Annotated in this window: 19 protein-coding genes; 7 read left to right on the plus strand and 12 right to left on the minus strand. The window is 75.5% G+C overall.

Features of this window, described 5'->3' with window-relative positions; all coding sequences use genetic code 11:
• Nucleotides 1-60: 60 nt before the first annotated feature.
• From DLJ47_RS11940 to rimP, 12 genes are all read right to left on the minus strand, one after another.
• Nucleotides 61-1,386 (minus strand): MATE family efflux transporter, encoded by a 1,326-nt coding sequence (locus DLJ47_RS11940; RefSeq protein WP_109900108.1) that lies wholly within the window; start codon nt 1,384-1,386, stop codon nt 61-63.
• Between the two features lie 131 nt (nt 1,387-1,517).
• Nucleotides 1,518-2,030, minus strand: coding sequence for an AAA family ATPase (locus DLJ47_RS11945; RefSeq protein WP_233257791.1), 513 nt, complete (start codon nt 2,028-2,030; stop codon nt 1,518-1,520).
• 87 nt (nt 2,031-2,117) lie between these two features.
• On the minus strand, nt 2,118-2,258 hold the full coding sequence (locus DLJ47_RS36810; protein ID WP_158289812.1) for a hypothetical protein: 141 nt from the start codon (nt 2,256-2,258) through the stop codon (nt 2,118-2,120).
• A gap of 214 nt (nt 2,259-2,472) precedes the next feature.
• Entirely contained in the window at nt 2,473-2,682 is a 210-nt protein-coding gene (locus tag DLJ47_RS11950; protein WP_199235804.1) for a DUF6186 family protein, read from the minus strand.
• The gene (locus tag DLJ47_RS11955; protein ID WP_109900110.1) at nt 2,682-3,089 is read right to left on the minus strand and encodes a hypothetical protein; all 408 of its coding nucleotides are present in this window, start codon (nt 3,087-3,089) and stop codon (nt 2,682-2,684) included. The genes DLJ47_RS11950 and DLJ47_RS11955 overlap by 1 nt, the downstream gene beginning before the upstream one ends.
• Before the next feature lie 190 nt (nt 3,090-3,279).
• Nucleotides 3,280-4,266, minus strand: a complete 987-nt coding sequence (locus DLJ47_RS11960) for a DHH family phosphoesterase (protein WP_446723553.1) — start codon at nt 4,264-4,266, stop codon at nt 3,280-3,282.
• Nucleotides 4,267-4,355: 89 nt separating this feature from the next.
• Nucleotides 4,356-4,853 carry a 30S ribosome-binding factor RbfA gene (gene rbfA / locus DLJ47_RS11965; RefSeq protein WP_109900119.1) on the minus strand — a complete coding sequence of 166 codons (498 nt, stop codon included), beginning with the start codon at nt 4,851-4,853 and terminating at the stop codon, nt 4,356-4,358.
• A 145-nt stretch (nt 4,854-4,998) separates the two neighbouring features.
• Nucleotides 4,999-5,292: a DUF503 domain-containing protein gene (locus DLJ47_RS11970; RefSeq protein ID WP_088995440.1), complete on the minus strand. Its 294-nt coding sequence runs from the start codon at nt 5,290-5,292 to the stop codon at nt 4,999-5,001.
• Between the two features lie 90 nt (nt 5,293-5,382).
• Nucleotides 5,383-8,361, minus strand: coding sequence for a translation initiation factor IF-2 (infB, locus tag DLJ47_RS11975; protein ID WP_109900112.1), 2,979 nt, complete (start codon nt 8,359-8,361; stop codon nt 5,383-5,385).
• A 93-nt stretch (nt 8,362-8,454) separates the two neighbouring features.
• Nucleotides 8,455-8,787 (minus strand): YlxR family protein, encoded by a 333-nt coding sequence (locus DLJ47_RS11980; RefSeq protein ID WP_088995442.1) that lies wholly within the window; start codon nt 8,785-8,787, stop codon nt 8,455-8,457.
• Between the two features lie 16 nt (nt 8,788-8,803).
• Nucleotides 8,804-9,847: a transcription termination factor NusA gene (gene nusA / locus DLJ47_RS11985; protein WP_088995443.1), complete on the minus strand. Its 1,044-nt coding sequence runs from the start codon at nt 9,845-9,847 to the stop codon at nt 8,804-8,806.
• Complete coding sequence (rimP, locus tag DLJ47_RS11990) at nt 9,844-10,539, minus strand: ribosome maturation factor RimP (protein ID WP_109900120.1); 696 nt, start codon at nt 10,537-10,539, stop codon at nt 9,844-9,846. Before rimP ends, nusA begins: the two co-directional genes overlap by 4 nt.
• 230 nt (nt 10,540-10,769) lie before the next feature.
• Here rimP and DLJ47_RS11995 point away from each other — a divergent pair, with 230 nt between their 5' ends.
• The 7 genes from DLJ47_RS11995 (at nt 10,770) to DLJ47_RS12025 (ending at nt 17,140) form a co-directional block, all read left to right on the plus strand.
• Complete coding sequence (locus tag DLJ47_RS11995) at nt 10,770-11,219, plus strand: hypothetical protein (RefSeq protein WP_199235802.1); 450 nt, start codon at nt 10,770-10,772, stop codon at nt 11,217-11,219.
• Nucleotides 11,216-11,662, plus strand: coding sequence for a ferritin-like domain-containing protein (locus DLJ47_RS12000; RefSeq protein ID WP_109900113.1), 447 nt, complete (start codon nt 11,216-11,218; stop codon nt 11,660-11,662). Before DLJ47_RS11995 ends, DLJ47_RS12000 begins: the two co-directional genes overlap by 4 nt.
• 66 nt (nt 11,663-11,728) lie before the next feature.
• Entirely contained in the window at nt 11,729-12,310 is a 582-nt protein-coding gene (locus DLJ47_RS12005; RefSeq protein ID WP_109900114.1) for a PadR family transcriptional regulator, read from the plus strand.
• Complete coding sequence (locus DLJ47_RS12010) at nt 12,307-13,071, plus strand: ABC transporter ATP-binding protein (protein ID WP_199235803.1); 765 nt, start codon at nt 12,307-12,309, stop codon at nt 13,069-13,071. Before DLJ47_RS12005 ends, DLJ47_RS12010 begins: the two co-directional genes overlap by 4 nt.
• Nucleotides 13,068-15,785, plus strand: a complete 2,718-nt coding sequence (locus DLJ47_RS12015) for an FtsX-like permease family protein (protein ID WP_109900115.1) — start codon at nt 13,068-13,070, stop codon at nt 15,783-15,785. The genes DLJ47_RS12010 and DLJ47_RS12015 overlap by 4 nt, the downstream gene beginning before the upstream one ends.
• A 59-nt stretch (nt 15,786-15,844) precedes the next feature.
• Complete coding sequence (locus tag DLJ47_RS12020; RefSeq protein ID WP_109900116.1) at nt 15,845-16,345, plus strand: nitroreductase/quinone reductase family protein; 501 nt, start codon at nt 15,845-15,847, stop codon at nt 16,343-16,345.
• A gap of 57 nt (nt 16,346-16,402) precedes the next feature.
• On the plus strand, nt 16,403-17,140 hold the full coding sequence (locus DLJ47_RS12025; RefSeq protein WP_233257792.1) for a nucleotidyltransferase domain-containing protein: 738 nt from the start codon (nt 16,403-16,405) through the stop codon (nt 17,138-17,140).
• Nucleotides 17,141-17,149 lie beyond the last annotated feature (9 nt).

A 17,149-nucleotide genomic window follows, 5' to 3' on the forward strand; every position in this document is an offset into this window, starting at 1 on the left:
GCCAGACGGCACCCGACCGGCCCGCGCCGCCGTACCCGGTGCGGATTGCCGACCAGCGGCTCAGCGCACCGCGCCGACCACGGCCCAGCCGCCGGAGCGCAGCCGCAGCAGCAGGGCGGCCAGTCGGAGCACGATGAACAGGGTCAGCCCGGCCCAGATCCCGCCCAGCCCGAGATCCAGGCCGTACGCCAGCCAGATCGCCGGCAGGAACCCGCCGAGCGCCGACACCACGGTGAGGTTGCGCAGGTAGCGCACGTCCCCGGCGCCGATCAGCACGCCGTCGAGGGCGAAGACCACCCCGGCCAGCGGCTGCATCGCGACGAACCACGGCCAGGCCACCATGGCCTGCTCGCGTACCTGCGGATCGGAGCTGAACCAGCCGGGAACCACGGCCGCTCCGGCGGCGATCAGCACCGCGAACACCACCCCGCAGGCCCCGCCGAGCAGCGCGACCCGGCGGGCCAGCGCGCGGGCGCCGACCGCGTCGCCGGCCCCGAGGGTGGCGCCGACCAGCGACTGGGCGGCGATGGCCAGCGCGTCGAGCACCAGCGCGGTGAAGAACCACAGTTGCAGGGCGATCTGGTGCGCGCCGACCGAGGCGGCGCCGAACCGGGCGGCGACCGCCGTGGCGGACAGGAAGCTGGCCTGGAACGCCACGCCCCGGATCAGCAGGTCGCGGCTGAGCACCAGCTGGTGCCGGATCAGCCGCGGCCGGGGCCGCAGGGCGATCCGCTCGCCGACCAGCGCGGCGGCGAACAGCCCGCCGGAGATGGTCTGGGCGATCGCGTTGGCCACCGCCGAGCCGGCCAGGCCGAGCCCCACCGGGTAGACCAGCACCGGGCAGAGCACCGCCGAGAGCAGGTTGGGGCCGAGCACGAACCAGAGCGGGCGGCGGGTGTCCTGGATGCCGCGCAGCCAGCCGTTGCCGGCCGCGGCGAGCAGCAGGCCGGGGGCGCCGAGCGCCGCGATCCGCAGCCACTGCGCCGCGGCGTCGGCCACCTCGCCGGTGCCGCCGGCGAGGGTACGCGCCAGCGCGCCGCCGCCGAGCTGCATGCCGACCGCGACCAGCAGCCCGACGCCGAGCGCCAGCCAGGACGCCTGCACCCCCTCGGCCACCGCCGCGGCCCGGTCACCGGCACCGAACCGTCGGGCCGACCGCCCCGTGGTGCCGTACGCGACCACGGTGCCGAGCCAGGCGGTGAGGGTCATCACGGTGCCGCCGACGGCGAGCGCGGCCAGCGGCACCCGGCCGAGGTGCCCCACCACGGCCGTGTCGACCAGCACGTAGAGCGGTTCCGCGGCCAGCACGACGAGGGCCGGCAGGGCGAGCGCGGCGATCCGGCGGGGCGACGCCGACCGCGGTGCGGTGAGGGTGTCCTGGCTCATCGCCGCCGATCCTGGCACACCCCCCGTAAGGTATGCAACACCCCTCACCACTTACACATCGGCCGCTCACATGATCGTCTGTCGGTCAGCAGGGTCCGGAGCACGGATCCGCCCTGCAGAGGATCAGACGATCACGGATGCGACAGCGCGGCGAGCCAGCAGCGCACCTCGGCGCGGGTGCGGAGCCAGACCACCGGCAACTCGGGCGCCCAGGTCCGCACGCCGCACAACAGCCGGGGGCGGGATTGCCGGGGATAGCGCCAGACGTACCGGAGGAACTGGAGGTCGACCCGTTCCGGGCAGCCGGGCGGCAGGTCGGCCCGGCCGGCGGCGCGGTACGCCCAGCGTCGGCGCAGCACCCGGAACAGGCAGAGTTGCCGCGGCAGGTCGCAGAAGACGAGCAGGTCGGCGTGGGGCAGGCGGAGGTCGAGGGTGCCGCCGTAGTTGCCGTCCATCACCCAGGCCGGTCGGGCGGCCAGGTCGGCGACCGTGGCGCGCCAGGAGGCGTCGTCGCTGGGCACCCAGCCGGCTCGCCAGTAGTGCCGGTCGAGATGGATCAGCGGAAGGTCGAGCCGCCGCGCGACCTCGCGGGCGAGGGTGCTCTTGCCGGCGCCCGGGCTGCCGGCGATGAGGATGCGGCGCACCCGTGGACGGTAACCACGGAGGCGCCTGGGTGGGCGGTGACGTCGTCGGCGTGGGACGTCGGCGGCGTCACCGCCGGTCGGTCAGCGTCACTGACGGGTGTCCATCGACGTCTGCAGCGCGCGGCGCATCTGCTCGCGGGCCTCGTCGGTGGTCTCGGGCTTGGGCTTGTTCGGCATGGTGGTGATCCCCTTCCAGGGTGCGGGCCACCGGCGGACGGCAGCTCTCACGGGCGGTCGTGATGAGCGCCCGGCGCAGCGATCCGGGGTCACCGGAGCGACTGGTGGGGCAGCGTGAGCCCGGGTCGGTCGACCCTGGAGGGAGGCGGCGCCGGGTGTGGCCCCACCGCCCACGGCCGCCGCCACGCGCGGCGCCGGCCGTTTCCCAAGCTATCGTTCAGGTCCACATGTTGCCCAAGGTTCCCGCCATTCGGACCTGATCAGGTCACCGGGCCAGGAAGTGCCAGCCCAGCCACCACCAGAAGCCGAAGAGCCCGATCCGGCCGACCGGCACCGAGCCCACCTCGTACCGCATCACGTACGCGCAGACCTCGCCCAGCGTGGGGATGCGCGAGCCCTCCCGGCGGGCCAGCCACTCGACGGCGGCGAAGAGCAGCAGCGCGGTCAGGAAGCCCGCGATGGCCAGGGTCCGCATCATCGCCGCACCAGCCCCCAGAACGCGGACAGCCAGACCAGCCAGCCCGCCGAACGGACCAGTTGGTCCTCCAGCAAGGGGTCGGCCAACCGGGAGAAGGTGGGGAACTCGTCGCCCGCGGCGAGCACGAAGGTGGCGCCCTCGAAGACCCCGAAGACCACCACCGGCAGGGTCCACCAGATCGCCCCGGACCCGAGCCGGACCGGTGCCGGCCGCCGGGGCACCCGGTTGCTCAGACCCAGCCAGATCAGCACGCCGCCGGCGCCGAGGGTGTACAGATTCGCCTCCGTCGAGAAGGACGGGAACCGACCGCCGACCAGGGAGAGGCAGACCAGCACCGGGACGGCCACGGCGGGCCGGTCCCAGGCGCGGGGCGCGTCGACGGTGAGGTCGTGGGGCTGCTCCATCCGGCAATTCTCCCCGCCGTCACCAAACGCGGAAAGGTCAACACTCCCCGGAGCTGACCCTGATCTCTGCGCTCACCACGCGCACCGGCCACGCCGCCGGTGTTGATCGCGCCGGCCGGCACACCCTGCGCCGGCCACACCGCCACGCCACCGCCGCCGGCCACACCGCACGCGCCGGACGGCGCCGCCGTCAGGCGTTGGTCGGGCCGAGCAGCGCGCCGGGCAGTTCGGCCCGGATCCGGTCGACCACCTCGTCCACGGTGCCCTGGCCGGTGAAGCCGGCGGCGAACCGGTGCCCGCCGCCGCCGAGGGCCACCGCCACCCGGCTCACGTCGACCGCCCCCTTGCTGCGCAGCGATACCGCCCACTCGCCGGCGGTGGTCTGCTTGACCACGCAGCTCACGTCGGCCTCGGCCGTGCACCGGACCGAGTCGATCAGCGCCTCCAGCACGTACGGCCGCTGGTCGTGCCGGGCCAGGTCGTCCTGGGTGGCGTAGGTCCAGACCAGACCGTGCCCGCCGGCCGCGGCCGGCTCCAGCCGGGCCCGGCCGAGCACCTCGCCGAAGAGCCGGACGGCGCCGAAGGGCCGGGTGTCGAAGACCCGCCGGGAGATGTCCCCGGGGCTGATGCCGGTGCCCAGCAGCCGGGCCGCCATCTGGTGCACCGCCGGGGTGGTGGCCTCGAACCGGAACGAGCCGGTGTCGGTGGTCAGCGCCACGTAGAGGCACTCGGCGATGCCGGCGTCCAGCGGCACGTCCAGCCGGGCCAGCAGTTCCTCGGCGACCACCGAGGTGGCCGCGGCCCGGGGGTCCACCAGGTTGACGTCGCCGAAGCCGGTGTTGGACGCGTGGTGGTCGAGCACCACCGCGGCGCCCGCGCCGGTCAGCCGGTCGGCCAGCTCGCCGAGGCGCGACTCGCTCGCCGCGTCGAAGCAGACCACCAGGTCCGGATCCGGGTACGCCTCGGTGGCCGGCACCAGCAGGTCGAGCCCGGGCAGCCCGCGGAACGGTTCGGGCACCTCCGGCGGGCCGGGGAACGTCGCCTGCAACCGGCGTACGCCGAGCCGGCGCAGCCCGAGGCCGAAGCCGAGCATGCTGCCGAGCGCGTCGCCGTCCGGGTTGACGTGGCAGATCAGCAGCACCCGGGCGTCGGCCGGCAGCTGTCGTACGGCCGCCACGGCCGCGGTCCAATCGGCCTCGGTGGGGCCGGCGCCGGCCGGGGGTGCCGCCGTGACGACGGCGCTTCCGGGCTGGCTGGCGGCGTCGGTCACCGCCGGTCCCCGCCCCGGGGCGGGGTCTCGTCCTCGTCCTCGGCGTCCTCGCCCACGGCGTCGGTGTCCTCGGATTCCTCGTCCAGCCGGTAGGGCTGGGCCTCGCCCGCGTACTCGGCCCGGGCGGCCAGCCGCTGCACCTCGGCGTCGGCGTTACGGGCCGCCGCGAGCAGGTCGTCGATGTGCTTGACCTGGTCCTGCACGTCGTCGAGGACGAACGTCAGGGTCGGCGAGTGCCGCAGCCCGAGGGCCTTGCCCACCGTGCTGCGCAGCATGCCCTTGGCGCTCTCCAGCGCGGCGGCGGTGCTGGACTGGGCCGCGGCGTCACCGAGCACTGTGTAGAAGACCGTGGCGTCGCGCAGGTCGGCGGTGATCCGGGCGTCGGTGATGGTGATCATCCCGAGCCGCGGGTCCTTGATCTGGCTCCGCACCACCGACGCGACCAGTTCGCGAATGCGCTCCGCGTGCCGGCGTACCCTGGCCGGATCCGTCATCTCCGCCACCTCCACGGCGTCCCGCTCCCGGCCGGGCGGCGACGCCCGTGGCGCCGCCGGAGCCGACCGGCCAACATCTCGAACACTACCCGCGCGGCCCGGACCGCCGCGCGGCACCGGGTGGCCCGAGCCGGCACCGGCCGGGTCAGTCCTCCGCGCCGTAGAGCCGGCGGCGCACCGACAGCAGCTCGGTCTCGGGACGGCCGGCGACCAGCCGCTCGCAGGAGTCGAGCACCTCGCGGACGTGGGCCGCCTCGGCGGCCACCACGGCCACCCCGATCTGCGCCCGACCGTGCAGGTCGAGCGCGCCCACCTCGGCGGCGGACACCTCGAAGCGGCGCAGCGCCGCGACGATTGGGCGTACGTATGATCTCTTGGCCTTGAGCGACCGGGAGTCGCCCGGCAGCAGCAGGTCGAAGACCGCGGTTCCGGTGAACATCGCTCCGGACGATACCGGGACGTACCCCCACATGATCAAGGGGTTTACGCCTTCCGGCGTAAACCCCTTGATCAGTGCGTCACCTCGGGATCAGGCGCGCGGCTTCTCCCGCATCTCGAAGGTTTCGATGATGTCGCCGACCTGGACGTTGTTGTAGCCACCCAGGGTCAGACCACACTCGAAGCCCTCGCGGACCTCCGTCGCGTCGTCCTTGAACCGCTTGAGCGAGTTGATCGTGAGGTTGTCCGCCACGACCGACCCGTCCCGCAGCAGCCGCGCCTTGGCGTTGCGGCGGATGAGACCGGAGCGGACGATGCAACCGGCGATGTTGCCGATCTTGGACGAGCGGAAGACGTCGCGGATCTCCGCGGTGCCCAGCTCGACCTCCTCGTACTCCGGCTTGAGCAGGCCCTTGAGCGCCGCGTCGATCTCCTCGATGGCCTGGTAGATGACCGTGTAGTACCGGATCTCCACGCCCTCGCGGTCGGCGATCTCGCGAACCTTGTTGGCCGCCCGCACGTTGAAGCCGATGATCGTGACCGCCTCGGACGAGGCGCTCGCGAGCATGACGTCGCTCTCGGTGATCGCGCCGACGCCCCGGTGGATGATCCTGAGCTGGACCTCCTCGGGGATGTCGAGGTTGAACAGCGCGTCCTCGAGCGCCTCCACCGAACCGGAGACGTCGCCCTTGAGCACCAGGTTGAGCGAGGTCTTCTCGCCCTCCTTGAGCTGCTCCATGAGCGTCTCGAGGGTGGCCCGGCCCCGGGAGTTGGCGAATGCCGCCGCCCGTCGCCGTGCCTGCCGCTGCTCGGCGATCTGCCGCACCGTGCGGTCGTCCTCGGCCGCCAGGAACGTGTCGCCGGCACCGGGCACCGCGGTCAGACCGAGCACCAGCACCGGACGCGCCGGCCCGGCCTCGGCGACCTGGTTGCCGTTCTCGTCGAGCATCGCGCGGACCCGGCCGTGCGCCCCACCGGCGACGATCGAGTCGCCCGCCCGCAGGGTGCCCTTCTGCACCAGCACCGTCGCCACCGCACCGCGGCCCTTGTCCAGGTGCGCCTCGATGGCCACACCCTGCGCCGGCCCGTCGATCGGAGCGGTCAGCTCCAGCGACGCGTCGGCGGTCAGCAGGACGGCCTCGAGCAGGTCGTCGATGCCGATGCCCGGCTTGGCGGCCACGTTGACGAACATCGTGTCGCCGCCGTACTCCTCGGCGACCAGGCCGTACTCGGTCAGCTGCTGGCGGACCTTGTCCGGGTTCGCCTCGGGCTTGTCGACCTTGTTGACCGCCACCACGATCGGCACGTCGGCCGCCTTGGCGTGGTTGAGCGCCTCGATCGTCTGCGGCATCACGCCGTCGTCGGCCGCGACCACCAGGATCACGATGTCGGTGACCTGGGCACCACGGGCACGCATGGCGGTGAACGCCTCGTGACCCGGGGTGTCGATGAAGGTGATCGCCCGGTCCTCGCCCTCGTGCGGGACGTGGACCTGGTAGGCGCCGATGTGCTGGGTGATGCCACCCGCCTCGCCGGCCACCACGTTCGCCTTGCGGATCGCGTCGAGCAGCTTGGTCTTACCGTGGTCGACGTGACCCATGACGGTCACCACCGGCGGCCGGCTGACCAGGCGGTCCTCGTCGACCTCGGCGTCGAGGTCGATGTTGAACTGCGCGAGCAGCTCGCGGTCCTCGTCCTCCGGGCTGACGATCTGCACGTTGAAGCCGAGGTGCTCACCCAGCAGCAGCAGGGTGTCGTCGGAGCACGACTGGGTCGCGGTGACCATCTCGCCCAGGTTGAACATCTCCTGGACCAGCGAACCCGGGTTGGCGTTGATCTTGTCGGCGAAGTCCGACAGCGAGGCGCCACGGGAGAGCCGGACGACCTGACCCTGACCCCGGGGAGCACCCGAGCTCATGGTCGGGGCCGACAGGTTGTCGAACTCCTGTCTGCGCTGCTTCTTGGACTTGCGACCGCGGGTCGGCTTGCCGCCCGGACGCCCGAAGGCACCCGCGGCGCCGCCGCCACGGCCACGACCGCCACCACCGGGGCGACCCGCGCCACCGGCCGGAGCGCCGGGGCGGAAGCCACCACCGGCACCGCCGCCGGGGCCACCGCGGTAACCGCCGCCACCGCCGGCGCCACCGCCGGGGCCGCCACGGTAACCGCCGCCACCGCCGCCGCCACCGCCACCGGGGCCGCCGCGGAAACCACCGCCGCCACCGGGACGACCGGCGCCGCCGCCGGGCCGACCCGCGCCCGGGCCGCCGGGGCGACCGGGACGCTGGCTCGGCATGGAGGCCGGGCTGGGCCGAGGCGGCATGGACGCCGGGCTCGGCCGCGGCGGCATCCCGGCCGGGCTCGGCCGGGGGCCACCCGCACCGGCGGCCGGCGGCCGCTGCTGCTGGCCGCCCTGGATGCCGAACGGGTTGTTACCGGCGCCACGCGCCGGCGGACGGCCGCCCGGACGGCCACCCGGACCCGGGGCCGGGCCGGGACGACCAGCGGTCGCCGGACCCGGACGGGGCGGGACCGCGTTCGGGCCCGGTCGGGGACCGGGCCGCGGACCACCCTCGGTCGGGGGCTCCCGGCGGACGTTCTCGCGCTGCTGCTGGCGGGCGGCCTGCGCGGCCTTGACCGCGGCCTCCTGCTCAGCCTTCAGCGCGGCGGCACGCGCCTCGGCGGCCGCCACCTCGATGTCGTGGGCACTCGCCGGCTTGGCGACCGGAGCCGCCGGCTGCGGCGGACCGGGCACCGGCCCCTTCGGCTTCGGACCGGGCGCCGCCGGCCGCCGGGGCGGCGTCGGCTTCGCGGTGATCCGGGGCTCGCCGGGGGTCGGCGCCGGAGACGGCGCCGGAGCCGGGGACGGCGCGGCCGCCGGCGAGGCGGCCGGGGCCGGCGCGCCGGCGGAGGCGACGAATGCGCTACGCAGCCGTCGGGCGACGGGCGCCTCGACGGTGCTCGACGCGGACTTGACGAACTCGCCCATCTCCTTGAGCTTGGCGAGAACGGTCTTGCTTTCGACCCCGAGCTCCTTAGCAAGCTCGTGTACGCGGGCCTTACCTGCCACTGCACTCCTCACTCCGAGGTCGTGCGGGCAGCACCCGCAGCGACCTCACTCGTGCACTTGAAGCCTGGTCATTTCTGCGACTTCATCGTGTGCTCATGTCGGTCGTCCTACCTTGCTAGCGACCCTCGTCCGGTCGGGTTGACCGGACGTAGTGGTTGGCGCATCGACGTGCTCCGCCAGCGCACCGTGGTCGAGGACCCCGGTGATGCGCAGCGCACGCCCGAAGGCGCGACGCCGCACCGCCAGCGCGAAGCAGGCCGGATCCGGGTGCATGTTCGCTCCCCGACCCGGCAGTCTGCGGGCCGGATCGGGCCGGAGGCTGTAGCCAGCCTCGTCGCCGACCGCGACGATCCGCAGCAATTCGCTGGCCGGCGCACGTCGCCGGCAACCCACACAGGTGCGCTCCGGCAGCGCGCGTCGTACCACTGGCGAAAGTCTACCCCTAGCTGCTCGAGATCGCGCCGCCCGGCTCGGGTACGTGATCAGCTTCGCCCCGGCCCGGTGCGGCCGCCTGCTCCGCGTCGGAACGGATGTCGATCCGCCAACCGGTCAGTCGGGCCGCGAGCCGGGCATTCTGCCCCTCCCGGCCGATCGCGAGCGACAGCTGGAAGTCCGGGACGGTGACCCGGGCGGTCCGGCTGGCCAGATCGACCACCTCGACGCGCAGCGCCTTGGCCGGCGACAACGCGTTGCCCACGAAGGTCGCCGGGTCGTCCGACCAGTCGATGATGTCGATCTTCTCGCCGTGCAGCTCGCTCATCACCGCGCGGACCCGCTGCCCCATCGGGCCGATGCAGGCCCCCTTGGCGTTCACCCCGGGGGCGGTCGAGCGGACCGCGATCTTCGTACGGTGACCTGCCTCACGTGCGATCGCCGCGATGTCGACGGTGCCGTCGGCGATCTCCGGGACCTCCAGCGCGAAGAGCTTCTTCACCAGGGCCGGGTGCGAACGGGACAGCGTGATCTGCGGGCCGCGCATCCCCTTGGCGACGTGCACCACCACGCAGCGGATCCGCTCGCCGTGCGCGTACCGCTCGCCGGGCACCTGCTCGGACTGCGGTAGCACGCCCTCCAGCTTGCCCAGGTCGACGCTGACGATGCCCTTCTCGGCCCGTGCCTCGTGCGCCTGCACCACGCCGGTGACCAGGTCACCGTCGCGCCCGACGTACTCGCCGAAGTGCACCTCGTCGGTGGCCTCCCGCAACCGCTGGAGGATCACCTGCTTGGCCGTCATGGCGGCGATCCGGCCGAAGTCGTGCGGGGTGTCGTCCCATTCCCGCGCCACACCGCCCTCGTCGTCCAGTTCCTGGGCGTACACCAGGGCGGCGCCGGTCTTGCGGTCGATCTCCACCCGGGCGTGCGGCTCCGCGCCCTCGGTGTGCCGGTAGGCGGTCAGCAGCGCGGTCTCGATCGCCGCGAGGATCGTGTCGAACGGGATCTCCCGCTCGCGCTCCAGTGCGCGCAGCGCCGCGAGGTCGATGTTCACCTCTCCTCGTCCTCCACATCATCGTCGTCGTCGAAGTCGTCGGTGTCGTCTGTCTCGTCGAGTTCGTCCGTCTCCTCGATCTCGTCGAGGCGGGTGAACTCGACCTGCACCCGGCCCGGGCCAAGATCGGCGTAGGCCCACCCGGCGCGGCCGGCCTCGGTCTCCAGCACCACGCGCTCGTCGTCGGCCGCGACCACCCGGCCGGTGACCTGCCGGTCCCCCGCGGGGCGTTCGCCACGCTGCTCGGGCAGGCCACCGCGGGCGGTGACCTTCACCAGCCGGCCCACGTTGCGCCGCCAGTGCCGGGGCAGGGTGAGCGGCCGGTCCACGCCGGGGGAGCTGACCTCCAACTGGTACTCCCCGGCGATCAGGTCGTCGCCGGATTCCTCGGCCGCGTCCAGCGCCGCCGAGACGGCCCGGGAGACGTCGGCGACGGCGTCCAGGTTGATCCCGCCGTCGGCGTCGACGATCACCCGCACCACGTGCCGCCGGCCGGCCCGGGAGACGGTGAGCTCCTCCAGGTCGTAGCCGGCCGCGCCGACCACCGGCTCGACGACCTCGCGCAGCCGGGCGCGCCGGGCGGCCAGGTCGCCACGGGGGGCGCCGGCGCGCTCGAGGCCACGCGGGCCGTCGGCCCGGCGGGGTCGTCCCGTCGGCCCCGTCGACCTGGTGGCTCGGCCACGCTGCGTCATCTGGCGCACCCTTCTCCTGGAGCGGCGGCGGCGATCTGCCGCCATGCCGGCACGCCACCGGGGCGGACGCGCCGGTGGCTGCGCAGAGCGTAACGCGCCGACGCCGTCCCGGACCGGGCGGCGCACCGACGCCTCTGGCCCACGTACCGCCACGGATGGTGTTGACTTGTCCGGTGGCGACGGGCAGAACGACACAACACAGTCAGAGATCCGGGCATTCCCGGCGAACGGTGCTGCGGGCCGGCGCCGTGCTGGTCCTCGGTGGCGCGACCGCGCCGCTGACCGGCTGTGATCTTCTCGACCGCGACGACCCGGCCCCCGGACCCGACCCGCTCGCGCCGCTGGTCGACGAGGCGCTCCGGCTGGCCGCCGGGCTCCGGGCGGCTGCCGGCGCCCACCCGGAGCTGGCCGACCGGCTCACCCCGATCGCCGAGTCGCACCAGGCGCACGCGGCCGAACTCGCCCGGGTGATCGGCACGCCGCTGCCGTCGGCGCCCGCGCCGAGCCCGTCCGAACCCGCCGCGGCCGACCCGGACGCCGCCCTCGCCGGGCTGCGCGAGGCCGAGCGCGCCGGCCGGGAGACCGCGACGAGGGCCTGCGCGGCGGCACCGGCCGAGCGGGCCGCGCTGCTCGGCTCGATCGCCGCCGCCCGGGCCACCCACGTGGAGGCACTGAAGTGACGCAGCCGACCACCCCGGCCGGGCCGCCCGCCGCCCTGGCCGACGCGCTCACCGCCGAGTACGCGGCCATCTGGGCCTACGGCCCGATTGGGGTACGCCTCAGCGGGGCCGCCCGGGCGGCCGCCCGGGACGCCGAGGCCGCCCACCGGCGCCGGCGGGACACCCTGGTGCTGCGGTTGAGCACCGGCGGCACGGTCCCGGCGGACCGGGCCGGCTACGCGCTGCCGTTCCCGGTGACCGACCGGGCCAGCGCGCTGCGGCTGGCGGTGGAGGTCGAGGAGCGGACCGCGGCGTTCTGGCGGGCGGCGCTGCCGCACACCACCGGCGCCGACCGCGACCAGGCGCTGGCCGCGCTGGTGGAGTACGCGCTGCGGGCCACCCGCTGGCGGCGCACCGCGGGGATCACCCCGCTGACCGTGCCGTTCCCCGGCCGACCTGCCTGAACCGGGACGCGGCACGGTCGCCGCTCCGGTTGCGGGTGACATACCAGGTATGCATACTCCGTTGCCATGTCCATCCGTCACGGGCTGCTCGCCCTGCTCGAACGCGGCCAGATGTACGGCTACCAGCTGCGCGCCGCGTTCGAGGAGTCGACCGGCTCGACCTGGCCGCTGAACATCGGGCAGGTCTACACCACCCTGTCCCGGCTGGAACGGGACGGGCTGGTCCGGTCGCTGCCGGAGAGCGACGCCGGGCAACGCCCGTACGAGATCACCGACGCCGGGCGGGCGGACCTGGCGCTGTGGTTCGCCACCCCGATCAGCCGGACCGACCGCCCCCGCGACGAACTGGCGATCAAGCTCGCCCTGGCGCTCACCACCCCCGGGGTGGACGTCCGGTCGGTGGTGCAGAACCAGCGCAGCGCGACCATGCGCACGCTGCAGGAGTTGACCCGGTTGAAGTACGCCAGCGACCGGCCCGAGGACCTGCCGTGGCGGCTGGTGCTGGACGCGATGGTGTTCCAGGCCGAGGCGGAGGTGCGCTGGCTGGACCACTGCGAGACCAGCCTGGTGCGGTACCGGCCGCCCGCCGGCGGTCCGGCGGCGACCTCCGGGGCGGTGGACCGGACCGACGAGGAGGCGCGCCGGTGAGCACCGACGGCGGACCGGACGGCCCGCGCAACGCGACCGACGAGGCCGTGCTCGACCTGCGCGACGTGCACCGCACCCACGGCACCGGACCGGCCGCCGTGCACGCCCTGCGCGGGGTGAGCCTGTCGGTGCGGCCGGGCGAGCTGGTCGCCGTGATGGGTCCGTCCGGCTCAGGGAAGTCGACCCTGCTGGCCCTCGCCGGCGGGCTGGACAGCCCGACCGCCGGCGAGGTGCGGGTCGAGGGCCAGCCGCTGGGCGAGCTGGACCGGCGGCGGCTGGCGCAGCTGCGCCGGCGCCGGATCGGCTACATCTTCCAGGACCTCAACCTGCTCGGCAGCCTCACCGCGATGGAGAACGTGGCGCTGCCGCTCGAACTCGACGGCGCCGGCGTGCGGCGGGCCCGCCGGCTGGCCGCGGACGCGCTCGCCGAGGTGGGCCTGCCGGAGCTGGGCGACCGCTTCCCCGACCAGCTCTCCGGCGGCCAGCAGCAGCGGGTCGCGATCGCCCGGGCGCTGGTCGGTGAGCGCCGGCTGGTGCTGGCCGACGAGCCGACCGGCGCGCTCGACTCGCAGACCGGCGAGGCGGTGCTGCACCTGCTGCGCCGCCGGGTGGACGCGGGCGCGGCCGGGGTGCTGGTCACCCACGAGGCGCGGCACGCCGGCTGGGCCGACCGGGTGGTGTTCCTGCGCGACGGGGTGCTGGTCGACACCACCGCGCCGCTGGTCGGTGTCGAGCAGCTGCTCAGCGGCAGCGGACGGTGAACCCGGGCCGCGGCGCGCGGCTCGCCGGGGCGATCGGGTCCTGGCGGGCGGCGCTGCGCATCGCCCGGCGGGAGGCCCGCCGGGCCCGGGGCCGTACCGCGCTGGTGCTCGCGATGATCACCCTGCCGGTGCTGGCGCTGAGCTTCGCCGCCGCCAGCTACGACATGTCCGAGCTGACCCCCGCCGAGCAGGTCGACCGCCAGCTGGGGACCGCCGACGCGGAGCTGCGCTGGGTGGCCCGCGGCCCGGTGGTGCAGAGCGCCTGGGGGGACGGCTGGAGCCACGAGGGCGAGCCGGTCCAGCCCGCGCCGGTCACCGCCGAGCAGGTCGGCGGGCTGCTCCCGGCCGGCAGCCGGGTCCTGGAGATACGCCGCTGGGCGCCGGTCCCGTTCCGGATCGGCGACCGGGACGAGACGTTCTCCGGCCGGATCGTCGACCTCACCGATCCGCTCGGCGTGGGGCTGGCCCGGGTGCTCGCCGGCCGGCCACCCGGCGGGGCCGGTGAGATCGCGCTGAACCCGGCGGCGCTGCGCCGCCTGCACGCCCGCCCCGGTGACACCGTCACCACCGCCGACGGCTCGGCCAGCTACCGGGTCGTCGGCGTGGTCGAGTTCCCCGAGGAACTGCGCCCGGTGGCGGCGCTGCACCCGGCCGCCGTGCCCGGGCCGGTGACGGAGCCGGACAACACCTTCCTGGTCGACCTGCCCGCGGGGCTCGACGGCGACCTGGTCCGCCGACTCAACGCGCACGGCGTCGTCGTCACCGGGCGCACCCCGGCACCGGTCGCCCCACCGGCCGGCGAGGCCGTGTTCGTGCCGAGCCGCTCCCCGGCGGTCGACGTCGAGCAGATGAGCACCATGGTGCTGGTCGGCGGGCTCGGGCTGCTGGAGGTCGTGCTCCTGGTCGGGCCGGCTTTCGCGGTCGGCGTACGGCGTCGGCGGCGGGACCTCGCGCTGGTCGCGGTGGCCGGCGGGGACGCCGCCCAGCTCCGCCGGGTCGTGCTGGCCGACGGGGTGGTGCTGGGCGCCGTCGGGGCCGCCGCCGGGGTGGTGCTCGGCGTCGCGGTCGCGTTCGCCGGCCGGCCCCTGGTGGAGCAGTACCTGTTCGGGGCGCGCTTCGGCGGGTACCGCTGCTGGCCGGCGGCGCTGCTGGCGATCGCCGCGGTGGCGGTGCTGGCCGGGGTGCTCGCCGCGCTGGCGCCGGCCTGGACGGCGGCCCGGCAGGACGTGGTCGCCGGGCTGGCCGGGCGGCGCACGGCCCCGGCGCACCGGCGGCGGTGGCTGGCCGCCGGGCTGCTGTTGACGGCCGGGGGCGCCGCGGTGGCTGCCGCCGGAGCGGCCGGGAGCACGCCGAGCGTCACCCTCGCCGGGCTGGTCGTCGGCGAGCTGGGGCTGGTCTTCGCCACGCCGACGCTGGTCGGGCTGCTCGCCCGGCTCGGCCGGGCGTTGCCGTTGGCCCCGCGGATCGCGCTGCGCGACGCCAGCCGCAACCGGTCCTCCACCGCGCCGGCCATCTCCGCGGTGATGGCCGCGGTCGCCGGCAGCGTCGCCCTCGGCGTCTACCTGGCCAGCGACGAGGCCCGCGCCGACCGGATGTACGAGCCGACCGTCCCGTACGGCAACGTGGTGGTCAGCCCGCCCAACCCGGAGCGGGCGGCGGACGCCGGGACGCGGGCCCGGGTCGTCGCGGCGGCCCGCGCCCACCTCGGCGCCGAGCAGGTGGCGGCGCTGACCACGGCGGACTGCCCGCCGGCGGTCGACTCCTGTTCGGTCACCCCGGTGCTGCCGCCGGAGCGGACCTGCCCGTGGCCGCCCGGCGACGGCCTCTCCGCCGCCGAGCGCCGGCAGGCCCTGGCCGACGCCCGCTGCCGGCATGCGCCGGCCGACCAGTACGGCCAGTACTTCGAGGTCGTGGTGGACGACGGGACCGCGCTGCCGATCCTCACCGGCGCCGACCCGGCGGACGTGGCCGCCGCCACCGCCGTGCTGCGCGGCGGTGGGGCCGTGGTGACCGATCCGCGCTACCTGGTCGACGACCGGGTGCGGGTGCTGGTCAACCACTTCGCCGACGACCCGGACGCTCCGCTGCCGGCAGCCGCCGCCCTGCCCGGTTACGCGCTGCGCACCGGGACCGGCATCGACCGGCTGCTGCTCTCGGCGCCGGCGGCCGACCGGCTCGGTCTGGTCACCCGGCCCGTCGGCTGGGCGGTCGACGGGGTGACGGACCAGCGCCGGCAGGACCGCTTCGTCGCCGCGCTGCGGCCGCTCGGCCTGCAGGTGGAGATCGAACGGGGCCGGCCGGACAGCGGGGCGCGTCCGCTGCTGCTCCTGTTGGCGGCGGCGTCCGGGGTGGTCACCGTGGGGGCCGCGGGCATCGCCACCGGGCTCGCGGCGGCCGAGGGCCGCCGGGACCTGTCCACCCTGGCGGCGGTCGGCGCCGGTCCGGGCGTACGCCGGCTGCTGTCGCTCTGCCAGGCCGGGGTGATCGCCGTGCTCGGTTCCACGCTCGGCATCGTCGCCGGGCTCGGCACCGCCCTGATCATCCTCACCGCCACCAACCGCCGGTACGCCTCGACCTGGCCGGTGTCGGAGCCGTACCCGGTGGTGGTCCCGTGGACCGTCCTCGGCGTCCTGGTGCTGGTGCCGCTGGTCGCGATGCTCGGCGCGGGCCTGTTCACCCGGTCCCGGCTGCCGGTGGAGCGCCGGCTCGACTGAGCACCGGGTGCCGGTTCCGGGGGTGCCGCGGACGGCCGCCGGCCGGCACACTGGAGACCGTGCCCGTACTGGGATCCCTCACCCGCCGGGTCGGCCACCACCGCTGGTTCGGTGCCGCCGCCCGCCTGCTCGTCCCCGCCGACCGGTTGGTCGGGCGGCTCACCCGGGGGCGGGTGGTCGCCCTCGGCCTGATCCCGTCGCTGGTCATCACCACCACCGGCCGCCGCTCCGGCAAGCCACGCAGCAACCCGCTGCTCTACGTGCCCGACGGCGACGCGTACGTGGTGGTCGGCTCGAACTGGGGCCAGGCGCACCAGCCCGGCTGGTCGCTGAACCTGCTCGCCGACCCGGCCGCCGCGGTGGCCGTCAAGGGCCGCCGGATCCCGGTGCGCGCCGAGGTGGCCACCGGCGCCGAACGGGAGCGGCTCTGGCGGCTGCTGGTCACCGAGTGGCCGGCCTACCGGGCGTACGTCCAGCGGGCCGGCGGCCGGGAGATCCGCGTCTTCCGGCTGGTGCCCACCGGGCGCGGCGCACCCGCCACCCCGGCGGAGCCTGACTAGGGTGGACCCGGCGCCCGGCCGACGGGCGGCACTCCGCACGAGGCAGGGGTGATCGGCGTGGACGCGAGCACCGCGAACGCCGGGACGGACGGGTACCTGGGCGATCCACGGTGGCCGGTGGCCGAGCGGGTGGCCGACGCCGTCCGGCGGCGGTTCCCGGCCGACGTGCTGGCCGTGGCGGTGCACGGCCCGCTGGCCCACGGCGACGACGACGGCGGCGGCAACGGCGAACTCGGGCTGCTGGTGGTGACCTACCGGCCCGGCGCCGGGCCGCCGGCGGCCACCCGCCGGGTGGACGGCGTGCTGGTCGACCTGACCGTCGCCGGCGCGGACGACTACCTGGCCCGGGCCCGCACGATCACCTCGCTGTGGCCGCTGACCGCCGACCGCTTCGTCACCACCCGGCCGCTGCACGACCCGACCGGCTGGCTGCGCACGCTGCGCGACGAGCACCTGGGCCGGCTGGCCCGGGCCCGGCCCGCCGAGTTCAGCACCGCCGCCCGCCGGGCCTGGTACCGGGGCAGCGCGGCGCACGCCCGGGCCGCCCGGCTGGCCGAGTGGTACGAGACGGACCAGGCCCTGCTGATGCTCGGCGAGGCGCGGCTGGCGGCGGCGAGCGTGAGCGGCCTGCTCAGCCGCACCTACTTCCGGGACCCGGGGGACGCGGTGCGGCGGACCGGCCTGGCCGGCGCGGACATGACCGAGGTGGGCGCCGTGCTGGCCCGGCAGGCCGAGGAACTCGCCGCCCGCGGCCGCCCGGTCGACGGCACCGTCGACGACCTCCTCGACGGCTGACCCCCCGCC

This window comes from Micromonospora sp. S4605 (assembly GCF_003176715.1).
Classification (GTDB): Bacteria; Actinomycetota; Actinomycetes; order Mycobacteriales; family Micromonosporaceae; genus Micromonospora; species Micromonospora echinaurantiaca.

Coding starts and splice junctions, on each gene's coding strand:
- DLJ47_RS11940 (WP_109900108.1), bottom strand. CDS start 1,386: ATGAGCCAGGACACCCTCACCGCACCGCGGTCGGCGTCGCCCCGCCGG.
- DLJ47_RS11950 (WP_199235804.1), bottom strand. CDS start 2,682: ATGCGGACCCTGGCCATCGCGGGCTTCCTGACCGCGCTGCTGCTCTTC.
- DLJ47_RS11955 (WP_109900110.1), bottom strand. CDS start 3,089: ATGGAGCAGCCCCACGACCTCACCGTCGACGCGCCCCGCGCCTGGGAC.
- rbfA (WP_109900119.1), bottom strand. CDS start 4,853: ATGACGGATCCGGCCAGGGTACGCCGGCACGCGGAGCGCATTCGCGAA.
- DLJ47_RS11970 (WP_088995440.1), bottom strand. CDS start 5,292: ATGTTCACCGGAACCGCGGTCTTCGACCTGCTGCTGCCGGGCGACTCC.
- rimP (WP_109900120.1), bottom strand. CDS start 10,539: ATGACGCAGCGTGGCCGAGCCACCAGGTCGACGGGGCCGACGGGACGA.
- DLJ47_RS12005 (WP_109900114.1), top strand. CDS start 11,729: ATGTCCATCCGTCACGGGCTGCTCGCCCTGCTCGAACGCGGCCAGATG.